At 39.4% G+C, this 23161-nt stretch carries 22 protein-coding genes and 1 other RNA gene; 13 read left to right on the forward strand and 10 right to left on the reverse strand.

Annotation, left to right across the window (positions count from 1 at the left end; translation table 11 throughout):
• The first annotated feature begins 40 nt into the window (after positions 1-40).
• From rsmI to ACST14_RS00770, 8 genes are all read left to right on the forward strand, one after another.
• Entirely contained in the window at positions 41-712 is a 672-nt protein-coding gene (gene rsmI, locus ACST14_RS00735; RefSeq protein WP_459459572.1) for a 16S rRNA (cytidine(1402)-2'-O)-methyltransferase, read from the forward strand.
• Complete coding sequence (locus tag ACST14_RS00740) at positions 713-1816, forward strand: Lnb N-terminal periplasmic domain-containing protein (RefSeq protein WP_459459574.1); 1104 nt, start codon at positions 713-715, stop codon at positions 1814-1816.
• The gene (locus ACST14_RS00745) at positions 1817-4006 is read left to right on the forward strand and encodes a carbohydrate binding family 9 domain-containing protein (RefSeq protein WP_459459576.1); all 2190 of its coding nucleotides are present in this window, start codon (positions 1817-1819) and stop codon (positions 4004-4006) included.
• A gap of 1 nt (position 4007) precedes the next feature.
• On the forward strand, positions 4008-5021 hold the full coding sequence (locus ACST14_RS00750) for a threonine aldolase family protein (protein WP_459459578.1): 1014 nt from the start codon (positions 4008-4010) through the stop codon (positions 5019-5021).
• A gap of 60 nt (positions 5022-5081) precedes the next feature.
• Entirely contained in the window at positions 5082-5375 is a 294-nt protein-coding gene (rhaM, locus tag ACST14_RS00755) for an L-rhamnose mutarotase (RefSeq protein ID WP_459459580.1), read from the forward strand.
• Positions 5375-6466 carry a glycoside hydrolase family 88/105 protein gene (locus tag ACST14_RS00760; RefSeq protein WP_459459582.1) on the forward strand — a complete coding sequence of 364 codons (1092 nt, stop codon included), beginning with the start codon at positions 5375-5377 and terminating at the stop codon, positions 6464-6466. The genes rhaM and ACST14_RS00760 overlap by 1 nt, the downstream gene beginning before the upstream one ends.
• Before the next feature lie 130 nt (positions 6467-6596).
• A complete protein-coding gene (locus tag ACST14_RS00765; RefSeq protein ID WP_459459584.1) occupies positions 6597-7982 on the forward strand; it encodes an aminopeptidase P N-terminal domain-containing protein in 1386 nt (461 codons plus the stop codon).
• A gap of 15 nt (positions 7983-7997) precedes the next feature.
• Entirely contained in the window at positions 7998-8474 is a 477-nt protein-coding gene (locus ACST14_RS00770; RefSeq protein ID WP_459459586.1) for a DUF2147 domain-containing protein, read from the forward strand.
• Positions 8475-8505: 31 nt separating this feature from the next.
• Here ACST14_RS00770 and ACST14_RS00775 read toward each other — a convergent pair whose 3' ends face one another.
• The 3 genes from ACST14_RS00775 to ACST14_RS00785 all read right to left on the reverse strand — a co-directional run bounded on the left by ACST14_RS00775 (position 8506) and on the right by ACST14_RS00785 (position 10521).
• Positions 8506-9528: a DUF6268 family outer membrane beta-barrel protein gene (locus ACST14_RS00775; RefSeq protein ID WP_459459588.1), complete on the reverse strand. Its 1023-nt coding sequence runs from the start codon at positions 9526-9528 to the stop codon at positions 8506-8508.
• A 128-nt stretch (positions 9529-9656) separates the two neighbouring features.
• Positions 9657-10025: a transfer-messenger RNA gene (gene ssrA, locus ACST14_RS00780) on the reverse strand.
• 25 nt (positions 10026-10050) lie between these two features.
• Complete coding sequence (locus ACST14_RS00785; RefSeq protein WP_459459590.1) at positions 10051-10521, reverse strand: Lrp/AsnC family transcriptional regulator; 471 nt, start codon at positions 10519-10521, stop codon at positions 10051-10053.
• Between the two features lie 205 nt (positions 10522-10726).
• Between ACST14_RS00785 and ald the strand changes: the two genes are divergently transcribed.
• Positions 10727-11812, forward strand: coding sequence for an alanine dehydrogenase (ald, locus tag ACST14_RS00790; protein ID WP_459459592.1), 1086 nt, complete (start codon positions 10727-10729; stop codon positions 11810-11812).
• Here the strand turns inward: ald and ACST14_RS00795 are convergent.
• The 4 genes from ACST14_RS00795 to alaS are packed head-to-tail and all read right to left on the reverse strand — an operon-like array spanning position 11809 to position 17447.
• Positions 11809-13239 (reverse strand): ATP-dependent DNA helicase, encoded by a 1431-nt coding sequence (locus ACST14_RS00795; protein ID WP_459459594.1) that lies wholly within the window; start codon positions 13237-13239, stop codon positions 11809-11811. The genes ald and ACST14_RS00795 overlap by 4 nt on opposite strands.
• A gap of 8 nt (positions 13240-13247) precedes the next feature.
• Positions 13248-13847: an aminotransferase class IV gene (locus ACST14_RS00800; RefSeq protein WP_459459596.1), complete on the reverse strand. Its 600-nt coding sequence runs from the start codon at positions 13845-13847 to the stop codon at positions 13248-13250.
• 1 nt (position 13848) lies between these two features.
• The gene (locus ACST14_RS00805) at positions 13849-14817 is read right to left on the reverse strand and encodes an aminodeoxychorismate synthase component I (protein WP_459459598.1); all 969 of its coding nucleotides are present in this window, start codon (positions 14815-14817) and stop codon (positions 13849-13851) included.
• A 5-nt stretch (positions 14818-14822) separates the two neighbouring features.
• Positions 14823-17447: an alanine--tRNA ligase gene (gene alaS / locus ACST14_RS00810; RefSeq protein WP_459459600.1), complete on the reverse strand. Its 2625-nt coding sequence runs from the start codon at positions 17445-17447 to the stop codon at positions 14823-14825.
• Positions 17448-17530: 83 nt separating this feature from the next.
• Between alaS and ACST14_RS00815 the strand changes: the two genes are divergently transcribed.
• Both ACST14_RS00815 and dprA read left to right on the forward strand, forming a co-directional pair.
• Entirely contained in the window at positions 17531-17893 is a 363-nt protein-coding gene (locus tag ACST14_RS00815) for a MerR family transcriptional regulator (RefSeq protein WP_459459602.1), read from the forward strand.
• 25 nt (positions 17894-17918) lie between these two features.
• Positions 17919-18986 (forward strand): DNA-processing protein DprA, encoded by a 1068-nt coding sequence (dprA, locus tag ACST14_RS00820; protein WP_459459603.1) that lies wholly within the window; start codon positions 17919-17921, stop codon positions 18984-18986.
• Here the strand turns inward: dprA and pyrE are convergent, their stop codons facing one another.
• The gene (gene pyrE, locus ACST14_RS00825) at positions 18987-19625 is read right to left on the reverse strand and encodes an orotate phosphoribosyltransferase (protein ID WP_459459605.1); all 639 of its coding nucleotides are present in this window, start codon (positions 19623-19625) and stop codon (positions 18987-18989) included.
• Between the two features lie 92 nt (positions 19626-19717).
• Between pyrE and ACST14_RS00830 the strand changes: the two genes are divergently transcribed.
• Positions 19718-20395: an NUDIX hydrolase gene (locus ACST14_RS00830; RefSeq protein WP_459459607.1), complete on the forward strand. Its 678-nt coding sequence runs from the start codon at positions 19718-19720 to the stop codon at positions 20393-20395.
• Here ACST14_RS00830 and coaD read toward each other — a convergent pair.
• The gene (gene coaD / locus ACST14_RS00835) at positions 20387-20845 is read right to left on the reverse strand and encodes a pantetheine-phosphate adenylyltransferase (RefSeq protein ID WP_459459609.1); all 459 of its coding nucleotides are present in this window, start codon (positions 20843-20845) and stop codon (positions 20387-20389) included. The two genes, ACST14_RS00830 and coaD, sit on opposite strands and share 9 nt — an antisense overlap.
• Positions 20832-21437 (reverse strand): DUF3822 family protein, encoded by a 606-nt coding sequence (locus tag ACST14_RS00840; RefSeq protein ID WP_459459611.1) that lies wholly within the window; start codon positions 21435-21437, stop codon positions 20832-20834. Before ACST14_RS00840 ends, coaD begins: the two co-directional genes overlap by 14 nt.
• A gap of 87 nt (positions 21438-21524) precedes the next feature.
• On the opposite strand from ACST14_RS00840, the gene ACST14_RS00845 reads away from it, so the two are divergent.
• Positions 21525-23138 (forward strand): ABC-F family ATP-binding cassette domain-containing protein, encoded by a 1614-nt coding sequence (locus ACST14_RS00845; protein ID WP_459459613.1) that lies wholly within the window; start codon positions 21525-21527, stop codon positions 23136-23138.
• Positions 23139-23161 lie beyond the last annotated feature (23 nt).

Below are 23161 nucleotides of genomic sequence, written 5' to 3' on the forward strand. Positions count from 1 at the left end.
TTCGCTTTTTTTGTTTCAGGTCATTTAATTAAATTTAGGAATGAAATTATACCTAGTACCTACACCCATTGGAAATTTAGAGGATATCACCTTGCGTGCTATTCGGGTATTAGGCGAAGTGGATGGCATTTTAGCAGAGGATACGCGAAATTCCGGTCAACTTTTAAAGCACCTGAATATCTCCAAACCTCTTTATTCACATCATGCTCATAACGAACACATGGGTGTGCCTGGGGTAATTAAGATGCTGAAGGAAGGAAAAAGTTTAGCCTTGATTTCTGATGCGGGTACTCCCGGGATTTCAGATCCCGGTTATCTTTTAGTGAAGGCTTGCGTGGATAATGGCATTGAAGTGGAATCTCTACCAGGAGCCACGGCATTCGTTCCCGCTTTAGTTAATTCAGGTTTTCCGACAGATCGTTTCATCTACGAAGGTTTTTTGCCTCATAAAAAAGGTCGCCAAACACGCTGGAAGGCATTAGCTGAAGAAGAAAGAACCATTGTTCTGTATGAATCGCCGCATCGTTTGGTGAAGGCTTTGGAACAAATAATCGAGTTTATCTCTGCGGAAAGACCCATACTGGTCGGGCGAGAAATAAGTAAACTGCACGAACAAATGGTACGCGGTACGGCTACAGAAGTGTTAGCTTATTTTACGGCACATCCGGATAAAGTACGGGGTGAAATTGTGATTGTAATTGCTGGAAAATAGATGAAGAAGATCCTTTTATTCTTGTTGATAACTATGTCTGCTAAAGCTCAATTGAGTTCAAAGGCCGAAGTGGTTTTAGTGACATTGGCACCTGGAAAAGAGCTTCACGCCGCTTTTGGCCATACGATTCTCTGGATTAATGATCCTACAAATGGAATTGATCGCGCCTATAGTTATGGAACTTTTGATTTCAAAACGGAGAATTTCTATTTGAAATTTTTGATGGGAACTTTACCCTACACGATTTCGGTGCATTCGATGCAGGACGAGTTTAATTATAATGCGCAATACGAAAAACGCGGAATGATTGCCCAAAAATTGCAGCTAGATTCCCTCCAGAAAAATGCCATCTTTCAGGCTTTAGAAACGAATTTATTGCCTGAAAACCGGGAATATGCCTATAAATTCTTCTACGACAATTGTTCCACTCGGATACGAGATATGATCGAGAATAATGCACCAGGTAAATACACTTGGACGCAGAATCCTTCACTCGAAGGCAAGTCGTATCGGGATTGGATGAATAAATACCTAGCTCCTAATTCGTGGGTAACGTTGGGAATGAATTTAGCTTTAGGCGTTCCATCTAACGTGAAGGCAACAGCCTCTCAATCTTGTTATTTACCCGATAATTTAGCCTCTGCTACGAACTTAGCCAAAGGCCTTTCAGCGAATCCAGTGAGTTTATTCGATGCAGAAATAGCAAAAGAAGCTGGTTTTGATTTTACTGGACCTTATGTAATTTTACTAATTCTAACGGCCTTAGTCGGATTTTTTACGTTTAAACATAAGTTTCCTTATGCCGCTGATGTAGCCTTATTTAGCGTGGTTGGTGTATTAGCTTGGTTTGTTTTCTTTTTAGGAACGGCTACGAATCATGAGGTAATGGCTTGGAATCCTGCTTCGCTGATGCTGTTCCCGATGAATTTCCCCTTGGTTATTTGGTTTGCTAGAAATCCTGTCAAGTGGAAGTTCTACCTTTACGCGGTTACGGCTTTAAGTTTACTAGGTACGGTGTGGTGTGGTTTGCAGTTTTGGCCTATGGTATTAGTCGGATTACCTTTATTTATCCGAGTTTGCTCTTTATCCTTCATCAAAAAATAAATGCGTTACCTTTTACTTTTCATCTCCTTTTGTAGCTTTTCGCAAGAGGTCTTTAGTCCTATTACACCGCGGAAAGAATTTCAGCCGCTTAAGATTGAGCGCAATTTAAAAGCGGATGGACATTTAGATGAATCCGAGTGGGCTAAGGCTCCGTCTGTTTCTTTAGACTATCAGGTGGAACCTTTTCAAGGTAGTAAGGCTTCTTTTTCATCAGAGGTCAAAATGCTTTACAATCATCAATTCCTGTACGTTGCGGCTATCCTGAAGGATACGATTGGAAAGAATGGATATCGTGCGCCTAATTTGAAACGAGATTATACCTTCGTTGAAAACGATTTGTTTGGGATTGCTATCGATGGGTTTAATGATCGACGTAACGCGATTGTATTGCAATCGAATGCTTATGGGGCACAAAGAGATCTATTATCCTTTGATGACCGTCAATTCGATATCGATTGGGATGGTTTATATCGAGTTAGAACGCATCGTTCGGATTCTTCCTGGGTAGCTGAATTTGCTATTCCTTGGCAAACTTTACGTTACCCTAAGACCGATGGAACGAAAGCGCAAGATTGGGGATTAAATTTATTTCGGGTAAGACGCGCGAGTAATGAATTAGCTGTTTGGTCACCAGTTCCGCGTTCGATGAGTCCTTTGCGTATGGATTATGCAGGTAAATTAACGGGCATTATTCCGCCACCTCCTACGGTGACGAATATTCGTTTTATTCCTTATTTACTTCAAGTATCTAAAAATTCCGAGGGTACAGAAATAGGTAACTCCGTGACCGATGATTTCAAACTAGGTGGAGAAATTAAGTGGGTGGTGAGTCCTACCTCGGTCATGGATTTTACGTTTAATACGGATTTTGCCCAGGCAGACGTGGATCGTCAGGTAAATAATATTTCCCGTTTCTCGGTCTTTTTTCCGGAACGTCGCCAATTCTTCTTGGAGAATGCGTCCCTCTTTTCTGCAGGCTTAGCCCCAATAAATGAGATTATAGGTGGGTCCATGTATATTCAGCCCTTTTTTAGTAGAAAGATTGGTTTAGATGCAAATGTGAACCCGATTGCCATAACGGCTGGGTCGCGTTTTGTGTATCGATCAGAAAAAAGAAATGTAGGGGGTATTTATATGCGCCAAGGGGAGGGAGATGGTGATCCGTTTACTAATTTCTTTGTGGGACGTTATTCGGAGAATTTTGGTAAGCAAAATAGATTAGGAGCGATTGTGACTTCTAAATCATCCCCATCATCCGTTCAATCAACAGGTGCTGTGGATGCCTTTGTGCGATTTAACGATAAATTTTCTTTCAGTGGCATGGCAACGCTAACCCAGGATAGTCGAACAGGACAACAAGGTTTTGCAGATTATGGTCAATTTCTGTACAAAAATAATTTAATGACCCTTTATTGGACTCATACCTTGGTTTCAGATCAATATAATCCGGCCATGGGTTTTGTTTCTCGCCGAAATATTCTTTCTAATTCACAAGGAATAGATTTTAATGTACGAGGAAAATGGTTGCCTAAATTTATTCGTTTCTGGCAACCAGGTGTCTATACGGAATTATACCATAGTTTAAAGACGGGTAATATTATTGAACAGCGTCTTATATCAGGACCGCTTTGGTTCAATTTACAAAATGGAGGAATTTTAGGGGGGTATATTGAGGCAAGTGTTCAAAATTTAGAGGATACGTTTAGTCCGGTAGGAATTAAGATTAATCCAGGTAATTATTCTTATTTCAGAAAAGGCTTTTTGTTAGCAAGCGACCCTAGTGCAAAATATTCAGGGTCCACAGAATACGGTTGGGGAGGCTATTATAACGGTCAGTTGCAGAATGTAGATACTAAATTCAGAATTGCTCCCATACCACATGTAAATCTAGGTCTATCTTGGAATTGGGGCAAATTTGAGAATATGGGTGCTGCTCGAGAAACGAAAGAAGTAAATTTATTAATTTTAGAGACTCGTTTGGCCATTAATCCGCGCCTGCAATTAATCGGATTCTATCAGAAAAATACGACGGATAATTTGAATTCAGTGAATATGCGTTTAGCTTGGGAATACCAACCCTTATCCTACGTGTATGTAGTTTTGAATTCCTTGAATTACCAAGGATCCGATAGTACCCAGCAGATGCAACAAAGTTTTTTAGCTAAATTGTCCTATCTAAAGCAGTTTTAACATGAAGATCGAATTACGCAGTGATACCTTTACTTTACCTACGCTAGGCATGCGGGAGGCCATGTTTTCTGCCGCTTTGGGTGATGATGTTTTTGGTGAAGATCCTACCGTAAATGCCTTAGAAGAGAAAGTGGCGAAGCTTTTTACTATGGAAGCAGCTCTATTTTGCGTCTCGGGTACACAGTCGAATCAGATAGCCATTTCGGTTCATGTTTCTAAAGGTCAAGAAGTCATTTGTGATGAATTATCCCATATCTATTTATATGAAGGCGGAGGAATTATGGCTAATTCGGGGGCTTCTGTAAAACTATTGAAAGGAGATTTAGGTCGTTTGACTGCTTCCCAAATCCGTTCAGCCATCTCTCCTGATGATATTCATGCTTGTGAAAGTCGATTAGTAAGCTTAGAAAATACGGTAAACAAAGGAGGAGGGAGTATTTACACTTCTGAAGCTTTGCAAGAAATTTCAGATTTCTGTCGCTCGGTGGATATTCCACTTCATTTAGATGGGGCACGTATCTTTAATGCCATGGTAGAAACGGGCACAAAGCCAGCTCAATTTGGTGCTTGGTTCGACACTATTTCTGTTTGCTTATCGAAAGGATTAGGGGCTCCTATAGGTTCTGTGCTATTAGGCACTAAAGATTTTATTAAAAAAGCGCGTCGGGTTAGGAAACGTTTGGGCGGAGGATGGCGACAAGCCGGGTTATTAGCTGCTGCTGGAATCTATGCATTAGATCACCAGGTAGAGCGTTTAAAAGAAGATCATGCCCGAGCTCGTGTCATTGCCTCCCTTTGTGAAAAACTCCCTTGGGTGAAAGCTATTTTACCTGTTGCTACCAATATTGTTATTTTAGAATTGCAAGATGGATTGTCGTCTTCCGTTAAAGTAGCAGAATTGAAAGAAAAAGGAATCTATTGTGCTCCTTTTGGCCCATCCTATGTTCGTTTTGTGACTCATTTAGGCTTCGATGATGCGGCATTGCAAGCATTTTCCGAACGGATATCTGAGTAAAATTAGCAAGTAAGCGCCTTCTATAAGAAATCAATTCTTATGCAGCGAAAGGCGTTTAAAATGTATTTACTTCCCGGTCATTCGGCTGAATACAAGAAAAGACATGATGAAATTTGGCCTGAATTGGTTGAATTATTGCGTCAGGTAGGTATTCAAAATTATTCCATTTTCTTGGATGAAAGCACACGAACACTTTTTGCTTATTTAGAGGCATCTGATTTAGCCGCTTTAGATTCTTTGCCAGCACAGGAGATCATGAAAAAATGGTGGGCCTATATGGCTGACATTATGGAGACAAATACAGATCATTCGCCCGTTTCTATCGATTTGACACCTATCTTTTACTTAGCCTAATGAAGAAATTACTCTTCTTATTATTACCATTAAGTGTTTTCGCCGCAAAGCCAGATCGCACACAGGTACTGGCAAATATGCATTTGGCTAAATCCTATTTTCAAGGTATTTGGCCGGATGTAACGAAGGTAATTGTTAGCCCAGATAAAACGCGTCCATCCAATATCTGGACACGCGCCGTCTTTTACGAGGGCTTAATTGAATTATATAAGCTGGATCCTAAAGCGTCTGACCTTAAATACATGGAGGATTGGGGAGAATTTCACCATTGGTCTTTACGTAACGGTTTGAAAACGCGAAATGCGGATGATCAAGCCTGTGGCCAAGTTTATTTGGACTTATTCGATTTAAAAGCAGATTCTGCACGTATTAAGCCGATTAAGGAGAATATTGATAATATGCTGGCGACAGAAAAGGCGAATGATTGGTCTTGGGTGGATTGTCTTCAAATGAGTATGCCCGTTTACACCCGTTTAGGCGTTCGCTTTAAGGATGATCGCTATTTTAAGAAAATGCATGATTTGTATTCGGATACCAAAGTGAAATTGTATAATCAGCAGGAACATTTATGGTGGAGAGATAAGGACTTCATTCCGCCCTATAAAGAACCTAATGGAACGAATTGCTATTGGTCTAGAGGAAACGCATGGGTTTTTGCGGCCTTAGCGCGGACACTTGATTTGATGCCTGCGAATGCACCATTTAGAGCGGAGTATGTGAAGGATTTTCAAGACATGGCCAAAGCCTTAGTGCCTTTACAGCGCAAGGATGGATTTTATAATGTGAGTTTGACGGATGAATCGAATTTTGGTGGTCCAGAATTAACAGGAACAGCCCTTTTTGTTTATGGCATGTCATGGGGCATCCGTCAAGGATTATTGCCCGCATCGAAATACCAAAAATCAGTCGATAAAGGCTGGTCAGCTATTGATTCCTGTGTTCAACCCAATGGCTTTTTATCCTTTGTTCAAGGGACAGGTAAAGAGCCTAAAGACAGTCAGCCGGTGACGAAGACCTCCGTTCCTAATTTCGAGGATTTTGGTGTCGGCTGTTATTTATTAGCGGGATCAGAAATCTTAAAAGCTAAATAGCTTATTAGTGATAGTGGCTTAGGGTTTATGCGGTTTTTGGCTGAGTTAGTATTTTGGCCAAAAAAATTAAATCAAAGCTCCCTTCTTATGTTACCATTTTTATTATCTTTCTGATTCAAATTCTTTTTTCATGAAAATCAAACACCTCATCATCGGATTGTTCGCGACCATGTCACTTCAATCTGCCATTGCTCAAGATTATCCATCGGATTATTTAAGTCCTGAATTTCACGCGGGTCGTCGTGCCGCATTTAAGGAAAAGATGTCCGATAAAGGAGTTGGGATCTTTTTTGCCTCTCAGACTCGTCAACGCAGTAATGACACGGAGTTTCAATATGCTCAGAATAAGAATTTCTATTATTTAACAGGATTAGAAGAACCTAATGCCGTTTTATTGTTATTTAAGCAACCTGTGACTTTACTCGGTAAAACGGGAACGGAATTTATTTTCGTCCAAAACCGCGATCCATTCAAGGAATTATGGACAGGTAAAATTTTAGGAACCGAAGGTTTCAAAGCTAAGAGTAAGATGGAAAATGTGTTCATTAATGATCAATTTAATGCATCATCCATTTCTTTAGCTGCTGTAGACTCGGTTTATACTTTATACCGTACGGAAGGAATTTTTACTAAATACCAGGTGAAGCCAGACCCTTTATCACGCATGGCTTCGTTAGTCGATAGTTTAGTGACGTCTTCTGCTAAACCTTTGGCCTCTAGATCGGCCTTAAATACCTTACGAAATTTAAGAGGAATCAAACTTCCAGAAGAGATTGCTTTAATCCAAAAAGCGGCTTCTATTAGTGTCTTAGGTCATAATGACGTGATGCGTGCGATTAAGCCAGGAATGAAAGAATACCAGGCGCAGGCGATTATGGAATATCATTTTAAAAACGCGGGTTCAGAATATCCAGGTTATAATAGTATCAATGGTGCGGCAGAAAACGCCTGCGTATTGCATTATATCACGAATTTGAAGACGGTGAAAGAGGGTGATCTTTTATTGAGCGATTGTGCGGCAGAATACCATGGTTATTCAGCGGATGTGACCAGAACTGTTCCAGCAAACGGTAAGTTTTCTGAGGCGCAAAAGGCTTTGTACGAGATCGTTCTAGCGGCCCAAGATGCAGGTATTGCGGCTTGCAAAGCTGGTGCACCTTTTAGTGACCTAGATGCTGCGTCTCGCGCTGTAGTTAATGCAGGTTTAATTAAACTAGGAATCGCAGCTAACGAAAAAGAAGCACGTACCTATTTTCCTCACGGAACGTCGCACCATTTAGGTTTAGACGTACATGATTTAGGCCCTCGCATTTTAGCGGCAGGTGTTGTTGTGACTGTTGAACCTGGTATTTACATTCCAGCAGGAAGTAAATGCGATAAGAAATGGTGGAACATCGGTATTCGTATCGAAGATGATATTTTAATTACGGAAACAGGGAATGTGAATCTTTCCAAAGGATCTCCTAGATCTGTCGCCGATATCGAAAAGATGGCTGCTCAGAAAACGATTTTTTAACTATAAATACACTCTATGATGAAAACTATGTTGCAATTTAAAAAAGTAGTATCCTTTGTGTTTATTGGACTTCTGTTTCAATCTTTTACTTTAACTGCCTTTGAAACGAATCCAGATGCTATTATTGGCGTTTGGAAATCGGGCGAGGGTAATGCCATGGTAAGAATTTATAAAAATGGAAGTAAATACCAAGGGAAAGTAGTTTGGTTAAAAGAACCAAATGATCCCGAAACAGGTAAGCCTAAATTAGATAAAAATAATGAAGAGCCGACTGCTAGGACTAAACCTGTATTAGGCTTGATTAATATTTGGGGATTTGTCCCTAAGGGAGATAATTTATGGGATGATGGAAATATCTATGATCCTAAGAATGGAAATACCTATTCCTCCACAATGCGCTTAATTAATGCTAATACCTTAGAGGTGCGTGGTTATATAGGTGTCTCTTTAATAGGCAGAACAGATACTTGGACAAAGCAAGTAGCTAAGTAATAATAAAAAAAGGCTCCTAAAGAGCCTTTTTTTATGGAGAAACGAAATTTAGACTAAAATTGACGAAGAGCGGATTTCCTAATTTGCTGCTAAAATACCGTTCGTTATCTTCTTTTCCATCGTATTTATTCATTACATCAAATCGGTAGTTATAACGTAGGCCCACTTGAGCACTGAACCATAGAAAGCCGGTGATTTTTTTGTCCCACATGATTCTCGGTTTAAATTCACCACGCTGTATATAGAATTGACCAGTCTGGGTAGAAGGAATAGGCATAGAAAACTGATTTCCTTCTAGTTCAAATCCAGCTTGAATCATATTAGAGGTATTAATATTGTATCGAACATAGCCTTTTGCAGGGATTAATAATTCCATTCCCCATTTGTCATTGAATGTTTTGTTCCAAAACAATACAGGAACATAGATCAGTCTTCCTGCCCGATAGGTTCGAGCGATACCGGTTCCAATCATATTTTTCTCCGACTTCTTCCACCCATAAATTGCTGTAGCACTCAATGTTAATGCATTCGAAGAAATTTTAGATTCTTGTGTAAACAAGCCATTTACATCAGCACTTGCTTGTAAAATAATGAAATTAGTTTCATTCAGGGGTTTGAAAATGGTCGTATTTACTCCAGCACTTAGTAAAGAGGATTGATTTAATTGATTTGCAAATGAATTAACACCTGGTTTCATCACTTGGAATTTACTACCCCAATAATTAGCGCCTAATTGCCATATAAGTTTGTTCGTTGCTATCACGGGAATATTTAGCTGTGCTCGGAAGACATCGACTTGGTTAACGTGTTTATCTTCTAAAACAGATAGCGATTCAGATATCCGAATTCCAGGCATGTGAAATTCACCGGTATAATCGTAGCCTAAACTAATGATTTTAGCGGGAGTTTGATTAAGCACTTTTTGGGTAGCGTACCTTTTAACACCATCCACCTCGCCATAATTGCTGTAATCTTCCAGTACTTCAGTGCTGTCCGTTTGCGCGAGAGATAAAAAGGTAATTGACGAAAAAAGGATTGAATAGAATATTTTCATAAGGAGGTTTTTTCTAATAAACGTAAATATATTTCAAAATGTTTAATTCATATAACAGAGACATATTAAAAAAAGCATTCGATTAGTCTGGCGACTTTCTGAATGCTTTTTTTAATGAAAAAAATAATTTGTGGAATCGGAGGGACTCGAACCCTCGTCCAAACCTAGAGAACTGATGCTTTCTACACGTGTAGATTTGATTAATTTTCGATGATAGATAGGTTCAAATCAGACCTTACCTAACACTTATCCTCTGGGTACTACTGAATCATTAGAGAAATCAGAAACAGCGACTCTGCGTGTCGACGCTCAGAATCCCCCGTCGGCAGAGCTTAGACAGGGCTGAACGATGGCAATTGGTTAGTCTATCAGACTAAGCAGCCATGGCATACGAAGTATTGCCAGCTATAATTTGAAGGTTTTTTAAACAGGAAATGCCTACAACTCCCGACGTGCTTACAACCGGACTACATAAGCTGTCAAAACCGGTCGATCCCAAATAGAAATACAAAGATACAAAATTTACACGGGCAATGCCGTAGTTTGTTTTATTTCATCCATCACAAACAAGGTACTAATGTGCGCGACAGAGGGTAATACCGCTAATTTTCCCTGGTAAAAATGATTATAACTTTCTACGTCTGCGCTTACTACATTTAAATAATAATCAAAATTCCCGGAAACTAAATGGCAGGACGTTACTTCCGGAAAGGCAAGAATGGCCTCTTCGAATTCTCTAAAGTTTTTTCTGTTTTGTTTCTCTAATGTCACCTGACAGTGGACAAGTAGGCCTAGATTTAGTTTTTTTCTATTCAATAAAGCTACATATCCCTGAATGTAACCATCTGATTCCATGCGTTTTATTCTATCATGCGTAGGGCTAAGGGATAGATTTACTTGCTCTGAGATCTCTTTTAAGGTTTTTTGGCTATCATTCTGAATGATTTGTAGGATTCTTAAGTCTAAATCGTCTAAGCCGGTATTTTTTGCCATAAAGTTTTCGGAATTTGGGTTGTTTAATCGGATGATTTAATAATAATTCCTGTTAAAGTATAATTATGAAGTAAATATTACTTATTTATAGGTAATATGCAAGATAATTTATTGTCTTAATTATATTTGTGATGTATTATACTTCATCAAAAGGTAGAGGCCAGCGGATTTTTTTCGGTGGCCTTTCTTTTTAAAACCTATTATTATGATCATCGGTGTACCTAAGGAAATTAAAGTGCAGGAATTCAGGGTAGGCTTAACTCCGGCAGGTGTCCAAGGTTTAACTGCTAATGGACATCAAGTATATGTTCAAGCTGCGGCTGGTGAAGGATCTGGATTGTCTGATGCACAATACAAAGCTGCTGGTGCTTCTATTTTAAGCACAGCCGCTGAAATATATGCGATTGCGGAGATGATTGTGAAGGTGAAAGAGCCTTTAGCCTCTGAATTTCCGCTTATAAAACGCAACCAAATTTTATTTACCTATTTCCATTTCGCTGCCTCAAGAGAGTTAACAGAAGCCATGATAGCCTCTAATTCTGTTTGTATTGCCTATGAGACGGTGGAATTAGCCGATCGTAGTTTGCCCTTATTGACTCCTATGTCTGAAGTAGCGGGTCGAATGGCCATTCAAGTGGGTGCTTTTTATCTAGGAAAACCACAAGGGGGTAAAGGTAAATTATTAGGAGGCGTTCCAGGGGTAAAACCAGCTAATGTATTAATTCTAGGTGGAGGAGTAGTAGGAACTCAGGCGGCTAAGATGGCTGCAGGTTTAGGAGCCAATGTTACTATTATGGATACGAATTTAGCTCGTCTGCGCTATTTAGATGAGGTGATGCCAGCTAATGTAGTTACGCAATTCTCGACTTCCTATGCCATTCAAGAAGCATTACCAATAGTTGATTTAGTCGTAGGTGCGGTATTATTACATGGAGCCAAAGCTCCTCATTTAATCAAGCGCGATGATCTTAAGAGAATGTCACCGGGAACTGTCCTAGTGGATGTGGCTGTGGATCAAGGGGGTTGCATTGAAACCTGCAAGCCTACGACGCATGAAAATCCGATCTTTGAAATTGATGGAATCGTACATTATTGCGTAGCCAATATGCCAGGAGCTGTTCCGCAGACGTCCACTTTGGCCTTAACACAAGCGACCTTGCCTTATGTGCTTCTTTTAGCTAATCTAGGATGGACTGAGGCTTGTATTCAAAATGAAGCACTTAAAAAGGGATTGACGATTTACGATGGTAAATTATTCCATGCAGGAGTCGCAGCTACGTTTAATCTTTAGAAAAAACGTTCGTGAAAGTTCACTAAGAAGATTTCATGACTTGCCCGTGTTATAGCCGTATACAACCAGCGTAAATATTCTGCGTCGATTTGATCTTCTTTTAAGTAACCTTGATCCACAAAAACGGCAGACCATTGACCACCCTGAGATTTGTGAACAGTTAAGGCATAAGCAAATTTAACTTGCAAAGCGTTCAAATAGGGATCTTTTCTAATGGCTTCGGTTCGTTCTTTTTTCTTAGGTATATCTGCGTAATCGGCACAAACGGAATCATATAATTTTTTGTTTGCTTCTTTACCTAAGGCAGATTCGGTCGAATGAAGCGTTTCTAACAAGATTTTAGCTTCGATAGGCGGGTGATCATCATAATCGCATAAGCGTAAAGTGACATCTAAGAAACGCTGACCATGCATTTCCTCTTCGCGTTTGATTTTCATCATCTCCACAAAATCTCCATTGGCTAAAAATCCCGCTGGTGAATCTTCGTCTAACCAGTGATAATTATTACGAACGATCATTAATAAATCCCCGCTAGAAATTTCATCTTCTTGGTATAGGATCGTTCTTCTAACGAATTCATTTAATTGAACGGCACTTTTATTCGAACGCGTTAGCAAAATGGTTTCTTCTTTGCCAAATTTCTTATAGGCATAATGCATCCCATCCTCCATCTTTTCGCCGGTCATCCGGAAGATGTCTTTAAATGATTTGGTATTAAACTGGATCGCCGTGGAATTCGCTAAAAGCAATTGCCTTAATAAAGTGGCATTGTATAATATACCCGAATCCTGGTCTTGTCGCATGACATCAGTCAATTCATGATCTAACACTTCCATGTGGAATTCGGATGCGATATAATCCTTCGAAAGGGCAGGTGAAAGGCTTTTACCCACGGGAGGTAATTGGGCGGTATCACCCACAAATATTAACTTATTTCCGGTATGCCCATTTTCAGGATTTGTAAATACGTATTCAATTAAATCGGTTAATAAACTGTTAGTGCCAAAATCTGATTCATCCGTTATCATCGACGCCTCATCCACAATAAATACCGTATTGGTGGCATAATTATTCATCCGTTGAAAACTGAGTGCTCCAGAATTGGGATTACTTACTTGGCGGTAGATTTTTTTATGGATAGTACTCGCTTTTTTCTTGGCATAATTAGCCATTACTTTCGCCGCTCGTCCTGTAGGTGCAATTAATTGTGTTTTATAGCCAAAAGCAGGTAATATTTTAATCAAGGTCGAAATAACGGTCGTTTTTCCCGTTCCAGCATAACCCTTGATAATAAAGGTAAGTGCCGCCCATTCGTCCTTGTTGAGCACAAATCCACTTAACTTTTGAAACAGCTGCGCCTGAGAAGGGGTAGGTTCAAAAGGAAATTTTTGGTGCAATAAAAAGCTTGGGCTTTTTTCAGTACTCATGATTCAATTTACAAAATAGATTCCGCTACAGAAAGGGAGTTTTCAAGTGATAGCGTTCTAAACACATTGATCAAACATACGCGCTCGTAGGTGGCTAATTCTTCCACTAAAATATCAGTTTCTTCCACTTCTTCTTCGATAATTAATCGGGCACGTGTAGTTCCCCAGTGTAACGGGTCTTCTGGTGTATACCAAATCCCCTCTTTTAAGAAGGCCAAATTCGCTACCGTACAATCTTGCACCTTTCCATCTTTCACAAAAATCACTTCGTCGGCTTCCGGATGAGAGGCTAAAAAGGTTTGAAAAAAGCCTCTTTCAGCCCATTTTAAGCCATAATCAATCTCGCCCGTGTCCACTAAGGCAAAACGTTTGATTTCTTTTTTTTCGTATGGAAAAATCTCGATTGTTTCTGGATCTTCTTGGTAGGTGATTCGTAGTCGATGTGTTCCCTCCGTAGGTAATTCTTGCTCTGCTACCAGTTCTGCCACATCGAAAGGTTCCCATTCTGGGAAAAATTGGTCAAACGTCTCGTTTATCCGCATTTGGTGGAAATCGAGGTGTTGAGCTTGGCCATTATGTACGCAAATCGTTTCTAAGAAGGAGAACATATTAAAAGGGGAGATATACTTTTTGGATTAATTCATCGTACTCTTTCGTGGCTTCAGAAAAAACGGTAATACCACCGCCACTTTTAAAAAGAAGGCCATCTTTCCCTTTCTCTATAAAACGAATTAGGACGCCAGAATTAAAGCTATTTCCATCAAATTTACCCATTATTCCGGTATAAAATCCTCGCTCATACGCTTCTATTTTTGCGATTAATTGCATCGTAGCTTTTTTAGGAGCGCCAGTAATAGAACCTGCTGGTAATAATTCTTTTAAGATGGAGCCGAATTTTCCTTCAAATTTTGGCATAAGCTTTCCCGTAATTTTAGAGGACATCTGCCAAAGTTCCCCCGTATTCGTTTTTACCTTTTCGACGTATTGGTATTTTTCCACCTGAATGGGATAGGCGACTTTGCTTATATCATTCCGAATCAAATCCACTATTGTCGCATGTTCTGCTTTCTCTTTAGGGTCGTTCTGTAAGCTAGCTTCAGAAAGTCCATCACTTACTTCCAGCGTTCCTTTCATGGGAAAGGAGGCGATTTCATTTCCATTAATTTGAATAAAGGTCTCCGGTGAAAAGGAGGTGAAATAATCCTGAACTAGAATTTTATAGGGAGCATCAGCTCTTTGAAAGATGTCTTCTAAGGAGAGAGGCGTTTCAATAGCTGTTTCTGCCGTTAAATTGAGCAGAAAAGAATCCCCTCTTTTTAAACCTGCTTGTACCTGTTGGAATTTTTCGGAATAATCCGGAAACGAAATGGGCTTTTTGCTAAAGAAAATAGATTCTGAATGTAGTCCTGCTGAATCAAATTCAAAGCTAAAGCCTAATTCAGCCGCCTCCTCTAAAGATCCAGCCCACGCATTCTCTAAGGAATAATCGACTAAAAAGACAAAAGGAATTCCCTTTTCACCCCAAAGGTCCATTTGCTGGGCTACCTGTTCAAAGGGAGAAAAAGGCGGCTCTTGCATAAAATTTAAGCGATATAAGTAGCCGCTAAACTCAATAATTTAGGGATTCCAGCAGGATTTTGCCCTCCTGCAGTGGCTAAGAAGGGTTGTCCACCTCCACCACCTTGAACTTCCTTCGCTAATTCGCGGATTATTTTGCCCGCATCTAAGCCTTTACTATCTACTAAGGCTTTAGAGATGGAGATCGCTAAACTTGCTTTACCTTCAATTTCAGCAGCTAAAAGAACAAACAAATTCTCCTGATTTTCCTGTAAATCAAAAGCTAAATTCTTCAAAGCATCAGCTGTAGGAACTTGCACTTGCTTAACAATGGATTGAATGGATCCAGCAACAATTTCCTTTACTAATTGGCCCTTGAGTCCAGCAACTTCCTTCTGTTGATAAGCTGCCACCGTTTTCTGTAAGCTTGAATTGCTCTCAATTAAGTTTGCAACAGCCTTAGCCAGGTCTTTGGGAGCCTTTAATAAGTCATTTATTTCGCTTAAGAGAGCCTCTTGTTCACTTAATAATTCATAAGCCTTTTGTGAAGTAATCGCTTCAATACGACGAACACCCGTAGCAACTGAACTTTCAGATGTAATCTTGAATAAACCAATTTCACCTGTGGATGTCACATGCGTACCACCACATAGTTCGACAGAGAAGTTCTTATCGAAGGTAATTACCCGAACAAAATCACCGTATTTTTCGCCAAAAAGTGCCATAGCCCCTTTGTCTTTTGCCTGAGCAATTGGAACGTTTCGCTCCTCTAAAAGAGGAATATTCTCTGCGATTTTGGCATTAACTATCTTCTCGATTTGTTTAATTTCTTCGTCTGTCACTTTTTGGAAATGAGAGAAGTCAAAACGTAATAAATCTTCGTTAACTAAACTACCTTTTTGAGCCACATGCTTTCCTAGCACTTCTTGTAATGCCGCTTGCATTAAGTGAGTTGAACTGTGGTGATGCGTAATAGCACGACGGCGCAGGGTAGCTATGCTAGCTTTAACGGGTTCAGCCGCTAAACTTTCAATGCGTGCGTCCGAAACGATATGAACGATCAAATCGTTTTCTTTCTTGGTATCGATGATAGGAATTGAAATGCCTGATTTAGCGAAAACCAAAACCCCCGAATCTCCTACCTGACCACCGGATTCAGCATAGAAAGGTGTAGTTTCAAGCACTACCTTGTATTGTACGCCTGCCTTATTTTGAATCTTCTGGTATTTTAAAACTTGAGTATCAGATTCATTTGAATCATAACCGATGAAACTCACTTCATCCCCTTCGTTTACGATCACCCAATCTTCTGCACTAGCACCCGCATCCTTTCGGGAACGCTCTTTTTGTAATTTAAGCGCTGCTAAGAATCCTGGTTCATCGATATCTAATCCTTTTTCGCGTGCGATTAAGGCTGTCAAATCGATGGGGAAACCATAGGTATCATTTAATTCAAAAACATCGTCACCAGACAATATTTGACCAGAACAATCTTCCATTAATTTATCTAAGCGAATTAATCCCGTAGATAAAGTGCGAAGGAATGAAACCTCTTCTTCATAAATCACTTTTGCAACAAAGGCTTCTTGTGAGATTAATTCATCAAACACCCCTTTAAATTGTTGTGAAAGACCTGGAATTAATAAGTGTAAGAAAGGTTCTTTGAAGTCCAAATACGTATAACCATAGCGAACAGCACGGCGTAAAATACGACGAATTACATATCCAGCTTTATTATTCGAAGGCAATTGCCCATCGGCAATACAAAAAGCGATAGCACGAATGTGGTCAGCGATAACCCGCATGGCAATATCTGCCCATTTTTCGTCCCCATATTTTTTGCCACTTTTGGCAGCAATGTATTGAATTGTTCCTTGGAAAACATCCGTATCGTAATTCGATTGCTTTCCTTGAATCGCCATACAAAGACGTTCAAAACCCATTCCCGTATCCACATGCTTATTAGGAAGTGGCACTAAAGAACCATCTGCCATACGCTCAAACTGCATGAATACGTTATTCCAAATTTCCACCACTTGTGGGTGATCCGCATTTACTAAGTTTTTACCAGGAATGGTATCTACTTCGTCTTGATTTCTAAGGTCAATATGAATTTCTGAACAAGGACCGCATGGCCCCGTTTCGCCCATTTCCCAGAAATTATCTTTTTTATTTCCAAAGATGATCCGATCTTCTCCCACGATAGCCTTCCAAATATCGAATGCCTCTTGATCAAATGGAACACCATCTTTCTTATCTCCTTCAAAAACCGACACATAAATGCGGTCTTTTGGCAACTTAAATACCTCTGTTAATAATTCCCATGACCAGGTTAGTGCCTCTTGTTTGAAATAGTCTCCAAAAGACCAGTTCCCTAACATCTCGAACATCGTGTGATGGTACGTATCAAATCCTACATCCTCTAGGTCATTATGTTTTCCTGAAACACGTAAGCATTTTTGCGTATCAGCAATTCTTTTCGAGGGAGGAGTTCCGTTTCCTAAAAAGAAATCTTTGAATTGAGCCATACCCGAATTGTTAAACAATAGGGTAGGGTCATTTTTTGCCACCAAAGGAGCTGAAGGAACAATTAAATGGCCTTTTGATTGAAAAAAATCCAAAAATTGTTGACGTATCTCAGAAGAGGTCATGCGTTTTATTGTAAAATGAATGGAACCTTTGTAGTTTTACTTAGGTGCCATGTTAAATGGAATCACAAAATTAAGTCTATTTTTTGAAGAAGCCCATTTTGGGTTTAAAATTATTGATGGAATTAAGCAAGCAATATTATTCAATTTCTGAGGTCGCAGCTATTTTTAAAGTGAATACTTCTAAGATTCGCTATTGGGAGACTCAATTCCCTCATTTATCACCCAAGCGGGCAGGTTCAGGAATTCGCAAATACACCCCACAAGACATTGAGAAAATCAAGGTTTTGGTGAATTTGATCAACGAACGAGGCTTGACAATCGAAGGAGCTAGGCAAGCGTTGAATATTCGCGGCAAAGAAAAAAATCCTAATCAAAACATCATTAATCAGTTAACTGATATTCGTGATTTTTTACAAGGGATGAAGGCTGATTTAGAATTAGAATAAGCGTAGGTTTCGGAAAATTAATCCGATGCAAACCACTAAGCCACTAAAAGTCTACCAAATCGCCTTATCCTACCTTTCGGAGGTAGGCCCTGTTAAAGGCAAAAAACTAGCCTCCCTTTATCCCTACCTTCCTGATATTTTCCAATTAGCAATGTATCGCGCTCAGGCAAGAGATGTGTTACAGGAGGCTGAGAAAACTTTCCAAATTTGTCAGGCAGATCAAGTCGAAATACTCTATTTCGAAGACCCGGCTTATCCCCAGCGATTAAAAGATTTATATGATGCCCCCTTGATTTTATTTAAAAAAGGGAATATTGATTTGAATGACCATCGAATAGTGGCCGTGGTAGGAACTCGTCACGCAAGTGATGTAGGGAAAAAGGTAACCCATGACCTTGTGCAAGCTGCCATAAAGGATCAAGTAATCTTAGTCAGTGGATTTGCCAGAGGAATTGATATTGCCTTGCATAAAGCTTGCCTTGATTATCAAATTCCTACCATTGCGGTTTTAGCAGGTGGTTTTAGACACATCTATCCTCCGGAAAATGGGGCCTATGTAAACGCAATTATACATAATGGGGCTTTGCTTTCTGAGTATGCTCCTCAAATTCCTCCAGCGTCCTATCATTTCCCAGTACGTAATCGTATAATTGCTGGCATTTCAGATGCTACAGTAATCGTGGAAGCAGCCGAGAAAGGCGGCGCTTTGATCACAGCTGATTATGCTTATAACTATAATCGGACGGTATTTGCGGTACCGGGTAGCTTAAACAGACCATTTTCAAAAGGATGCAATCATTTAATTCGAAATCAAAAAGCCATCATTTTCACTTCTTGGGAAGATTTGATGATGGAACTTAATTGGGCACAGGCTAAAGATATGTTAGCCTTAAACCCAGCGCTAATCCAAAAGCTATTTACTTTGCACGAATCAGCTATTCTTTCCTTTTTGCATCGAGAAGGTAATATATCGTTTAATGAACTAGTGAATCGTTCAGAAATTAGGCAAGAGGATTTGTCCCTAATTCTCTTAAACTTAGAACTAATGGGAATGATTCAGTCGACTGTGGGGGACGGCTATATGCTTGCCTGATTATTTTCGCCAAGTACTGGGAGAAATTCTCCAATCTTGCAAAGTTAATAATTGAGTTTCTGTGACATAATCGAGTTTGACAGCTTCCTCAATTAAAGCATTATAGTCACTTAACGTATATAATGGAATGTCGTGATTTTTGAAATTTTCAGCGGCTATTTCGAAACCATAAGTAAAAATGGCAACCATACCTAGCACTTCTACACCTGCTTCTTTTAATGCATCTGCGGCTTTTAGAGAACTACCACCCGTTGAAATAAGGTCTTCAATTAGAACCACTTTTTGACCCTTTTCTACTTTGCCCTCAATTTGATTTCCCATCCCGTGTTTTTTAGGCTCAGGACGAACATAACAAAAAGGTAAGTCTAGGTATTCGGCTACTAATGCGCCTTGTGCAATTCCGGCGGTTGCAACGCCGGCAATGATATTCGCCTCTGGGAAATAAGCTTTTACAGCAGCTGAAAGGCAGTTTTTTATATAGGTACGAACTTCTGGAAAGGAAAGAGAAACACGGTTATCGCAATAAATAGGAGAGTTCCATCCAGATGCCCAAGTAAATGGTTGATCCGGTCTTAATTGAATAGCTTGGATCTTTAAAAGGTGTTGGGCAACTTCTTGAGGAATAGTCAAATTTTGCATAAGGGTCGTTTCTGATTTTATATTTACAAAAATAATTTATTCAGTTTATCTTTCACTATTTAATTCTAATTTTGCGTCAGAAAAATGAACAGATGGTAATTTTTATTGATGATCGACCGATCAGAATTGTGAAGAAGAAGGAATTGGGCGAAATACCATCCAAAGTGGACTTTGATTTAGTTATCGATGCTCGTTTATCTCCTCTGAAGGTGGAGAATTTCAGTGGTCATACCTGTATTATAAATGCTAGTATTGATCAGGTTGAAAAAATGCTAATGAATCTACATGCGAAATCAGGTATTCATTTTCATGCACTTTATATTGTTGCAGAAGACCGTAAGATTTATAAGCAAAGAATTATAAAGCTTTATCAGCTGGTGGAAGCCGCTGGGGGCGTTGTCGTTAACCAGAAGCAAGACGTTTTATGGATGTATCGATTAGGTAAATGGGATTTGCCAAAAGGTAAATTAGAAAAGAACGAAAAGTTCGAAACAGCAGCTGTCCGGGAAGTAGAAGAGGAGTGCAATGTCAAAGCTGATCTAGGAAATAAAATTTGTACCACCTACCACACATATACGCACAAAAATAAGCTGGTTTTGAAGAAAACGCGCTGGTATGCCATGCATACAAATTTCACAGGAATGCTAATTCCACAGGCAGAAGAAGGTATCGAAAAGGTAGAGTGGATGAATGAAAAACAGCAAATACAGGCATTGACTAATACCTATTCCTCCATTCGATATGTAATCGAAAAATCTAAATTAATCTAAGGTATAGGGTAAGTATTGATCTACCGGACTACCGTAACGATGTAAATCGCGAATAATCGTAGAGCTGATAGGGGCTAAATGAGGCGATGTTATTAAGAAAACAGTTTCTAAATCGTTGTGAATGTGTCTATTCACCTGAGAAATTGAGTTTTCATATTCAAAATCAGTCGTGTTGCGTAAACCTCTAATGATAAATTTAGCGCCATATTCATGTGCCACGTTAGCGGTTAGGTTTTGGTAAGTAACTACACTAACTGGTTTTCCTTCAAATGTTTTCAGAATATATTCTTCCATTTTTTCCAAAGGAAAGTAGCGGGATTTATTCGAGTTTTGACCAATACCTATAATCACTTCATCAAATAAAGCCAAAGCTCTCAACACAATATCCTCGTGTCCTTTCGTAAATGGATCAAATGACCCTGGGAAAAATGCTTTTTTAGGATTGGACATAGGGGATTTGATAAAGGGATGCGTCTGAAATTTCTTCAGATCCGGCCACTAAGATGGGCGGAAACAAAGTCCAATTTAAAGAGAACGCATCTCGAATGGATTGTAAGTAGAAAGCTAGTTCGATTGAAGATTCGAATGGGAAAACATTCGCTAATTGTAATTTATTGGCTTGGTATAAACTGGCAAAGGCTAAATTCCCTTGGACATTTACCGTTAATTGCTGGTCTTTTTTTTGCAAACAAGTAGCTACAGTATGTGTATATTCAATTTTAGCGTAAGGAAAATGAGCCGAAATTAGGTCTTTCCAATCACTGGGAACTAAAAACACTAAATTCGCGTCTTCTGTAGGAATAGTCTGTATCTGAATTTCTTTTCCTACGATAGCATGTTCGCCTAAGGCTTTCTCTAAAAAACCTAAACGATAGGTAGGGGAGTCATAGCTTAGCGGAATTAAGAGGAAATATTCATTTGAAATTTCAATCTGAACGGAGGCTATACGCGGATCCTTCTTCGGCTGAGCTACTAATTGCTCCCGAAAATTATCCGAGTGGAGTCGGAGTTGTAAGGTATCAGACGAATTTATGGGATACATAGTCTTTATTTCGCTTCGAAATTGCAAAAAAAATATGATAATCGAAGCCAAAATTAGTAATTTTGCACCCTATTTAATCCAGCTCCTATGTTGCAAGCATCTAATGTGTCCCTTCGTTTTGGGAAAAGAGTCCTTTTTGAAGAAGTTAATATCAAGTTTACTGAAGGTAACTGTTATGGTTTGATCGGTGCTAATGGCGCGGGTAAATCAACTTTTTTGAAAATATTATCAGGAGAAATTGATTCTCAAACAGGTTCAGTTTCAATGAATCCTGGTGAGCGTATGTCTATTTTGAAACAAAATCACTTCGAATTTGAGGAAGTAGAGGTATTGCAAACGGTGATCATGGGCAATAAGCGTCTTTATGACATTATGTTAGAGAAGGATGCGATTTATTTAAAAGAGGATTTCACAGAAGCGGACGGAAATAAGGCAGCTGATTTAGAAGCGGAATTTGCGGAGTTAAATGGTTGGGAAGCGGAATCAGAAGCGGGATCATTGTTAAGTGGTTTGGGGGTTAAAGAAGACTTACATTTTACACTTTTGAAGGATTTAAATGGTTCTGATAAGGTGAAAGTTTTATTAGCTCAAGCACTTTTTGGCAACCCTGATATTTTATTATTGGATGAGCCTACGAATAACTTGGATATTGATTCGATTCTTTGGTTAGAGGGATATTTGATGAATTTCAAAAATACGGTAATTGTCGTATCTCACGATCGTCACTTCTTAGATAATGTGTGTACACACATTGCTGACCTTGATTTTAGCAAAATCCAATTGTTTGGAGGTACTTATACTTTCTGGTATGAATCATCTCAATTAGCTGCTCGTCAACGGACAGATCAGAACAAAAAGACGGACGAAAAACGGAAAGAATTAGAAGAATTTATCCGTCGATTCTCAGCAAACGTAGCGAAGTCGAAGCAAGCGACTTCACGCCAGAAAATGTTAGATAAATTGCAAGTGGATGATATTAAACCATCCTCTAGAAAATATCCTTTCATTAATTTCAAACCGGAGAGAGAAGCAGGTGACCAATTATTAAGTGTGGATAAATTATCTGCTAAAACGGCTGATGGTGTCCCTTTATTTACGAACCTTTCCTTCACTATCAATAAAGGAGATAAAATAGCCTTATTAGCTAAGGAATCCTTAGCCATCACCGCATTATTAGATATTCTCGCAGGTGAAAACACGAACTATACAGGTGAATTTAAGTGGGGTGTAACTACCACTCAGACTTATTTGCCTAATGATAATGCGAAATATTTCGAAGATGATTCCATGAATTTAGTGGATTGGTTACGTCAATATTCGGTGGAAAAGGATGAAAGTTTCATTCGTGGATTCCTGGGACGTATGCTTTTTTCTGGTGATGAGGCATTGAAAAAATGTACGGTAATCTCTGGAGGGGAAAAGCAACGTTGCATGTTCTCTCGTATGATGTTATCGGGAGCGAATGTGTTACTTTTCGATGAGCCTACAAATCACTTGGACTTAGAATCCATCACTGCGTTGAATAATGGAATGATTGAATTCCCAGGAACGATGTTATTTACTTGCCATGATCACCAGTTAACGGATACGGTGGCCAATAGAGTGATTGAAATCGGTTCTAAAGGGCAATTGGATAAACTAATGACTTATGATGAGTTTATCACAGATTCATCCGTGAAAGCTCTGAGAGCCGCTCTGTAATAAGAAATAATAAAAAAGGCCAG

The sequence above is a fragment of the Aquirufa sp. A-Brett2-15D genome (assembly GCF_054558735.1).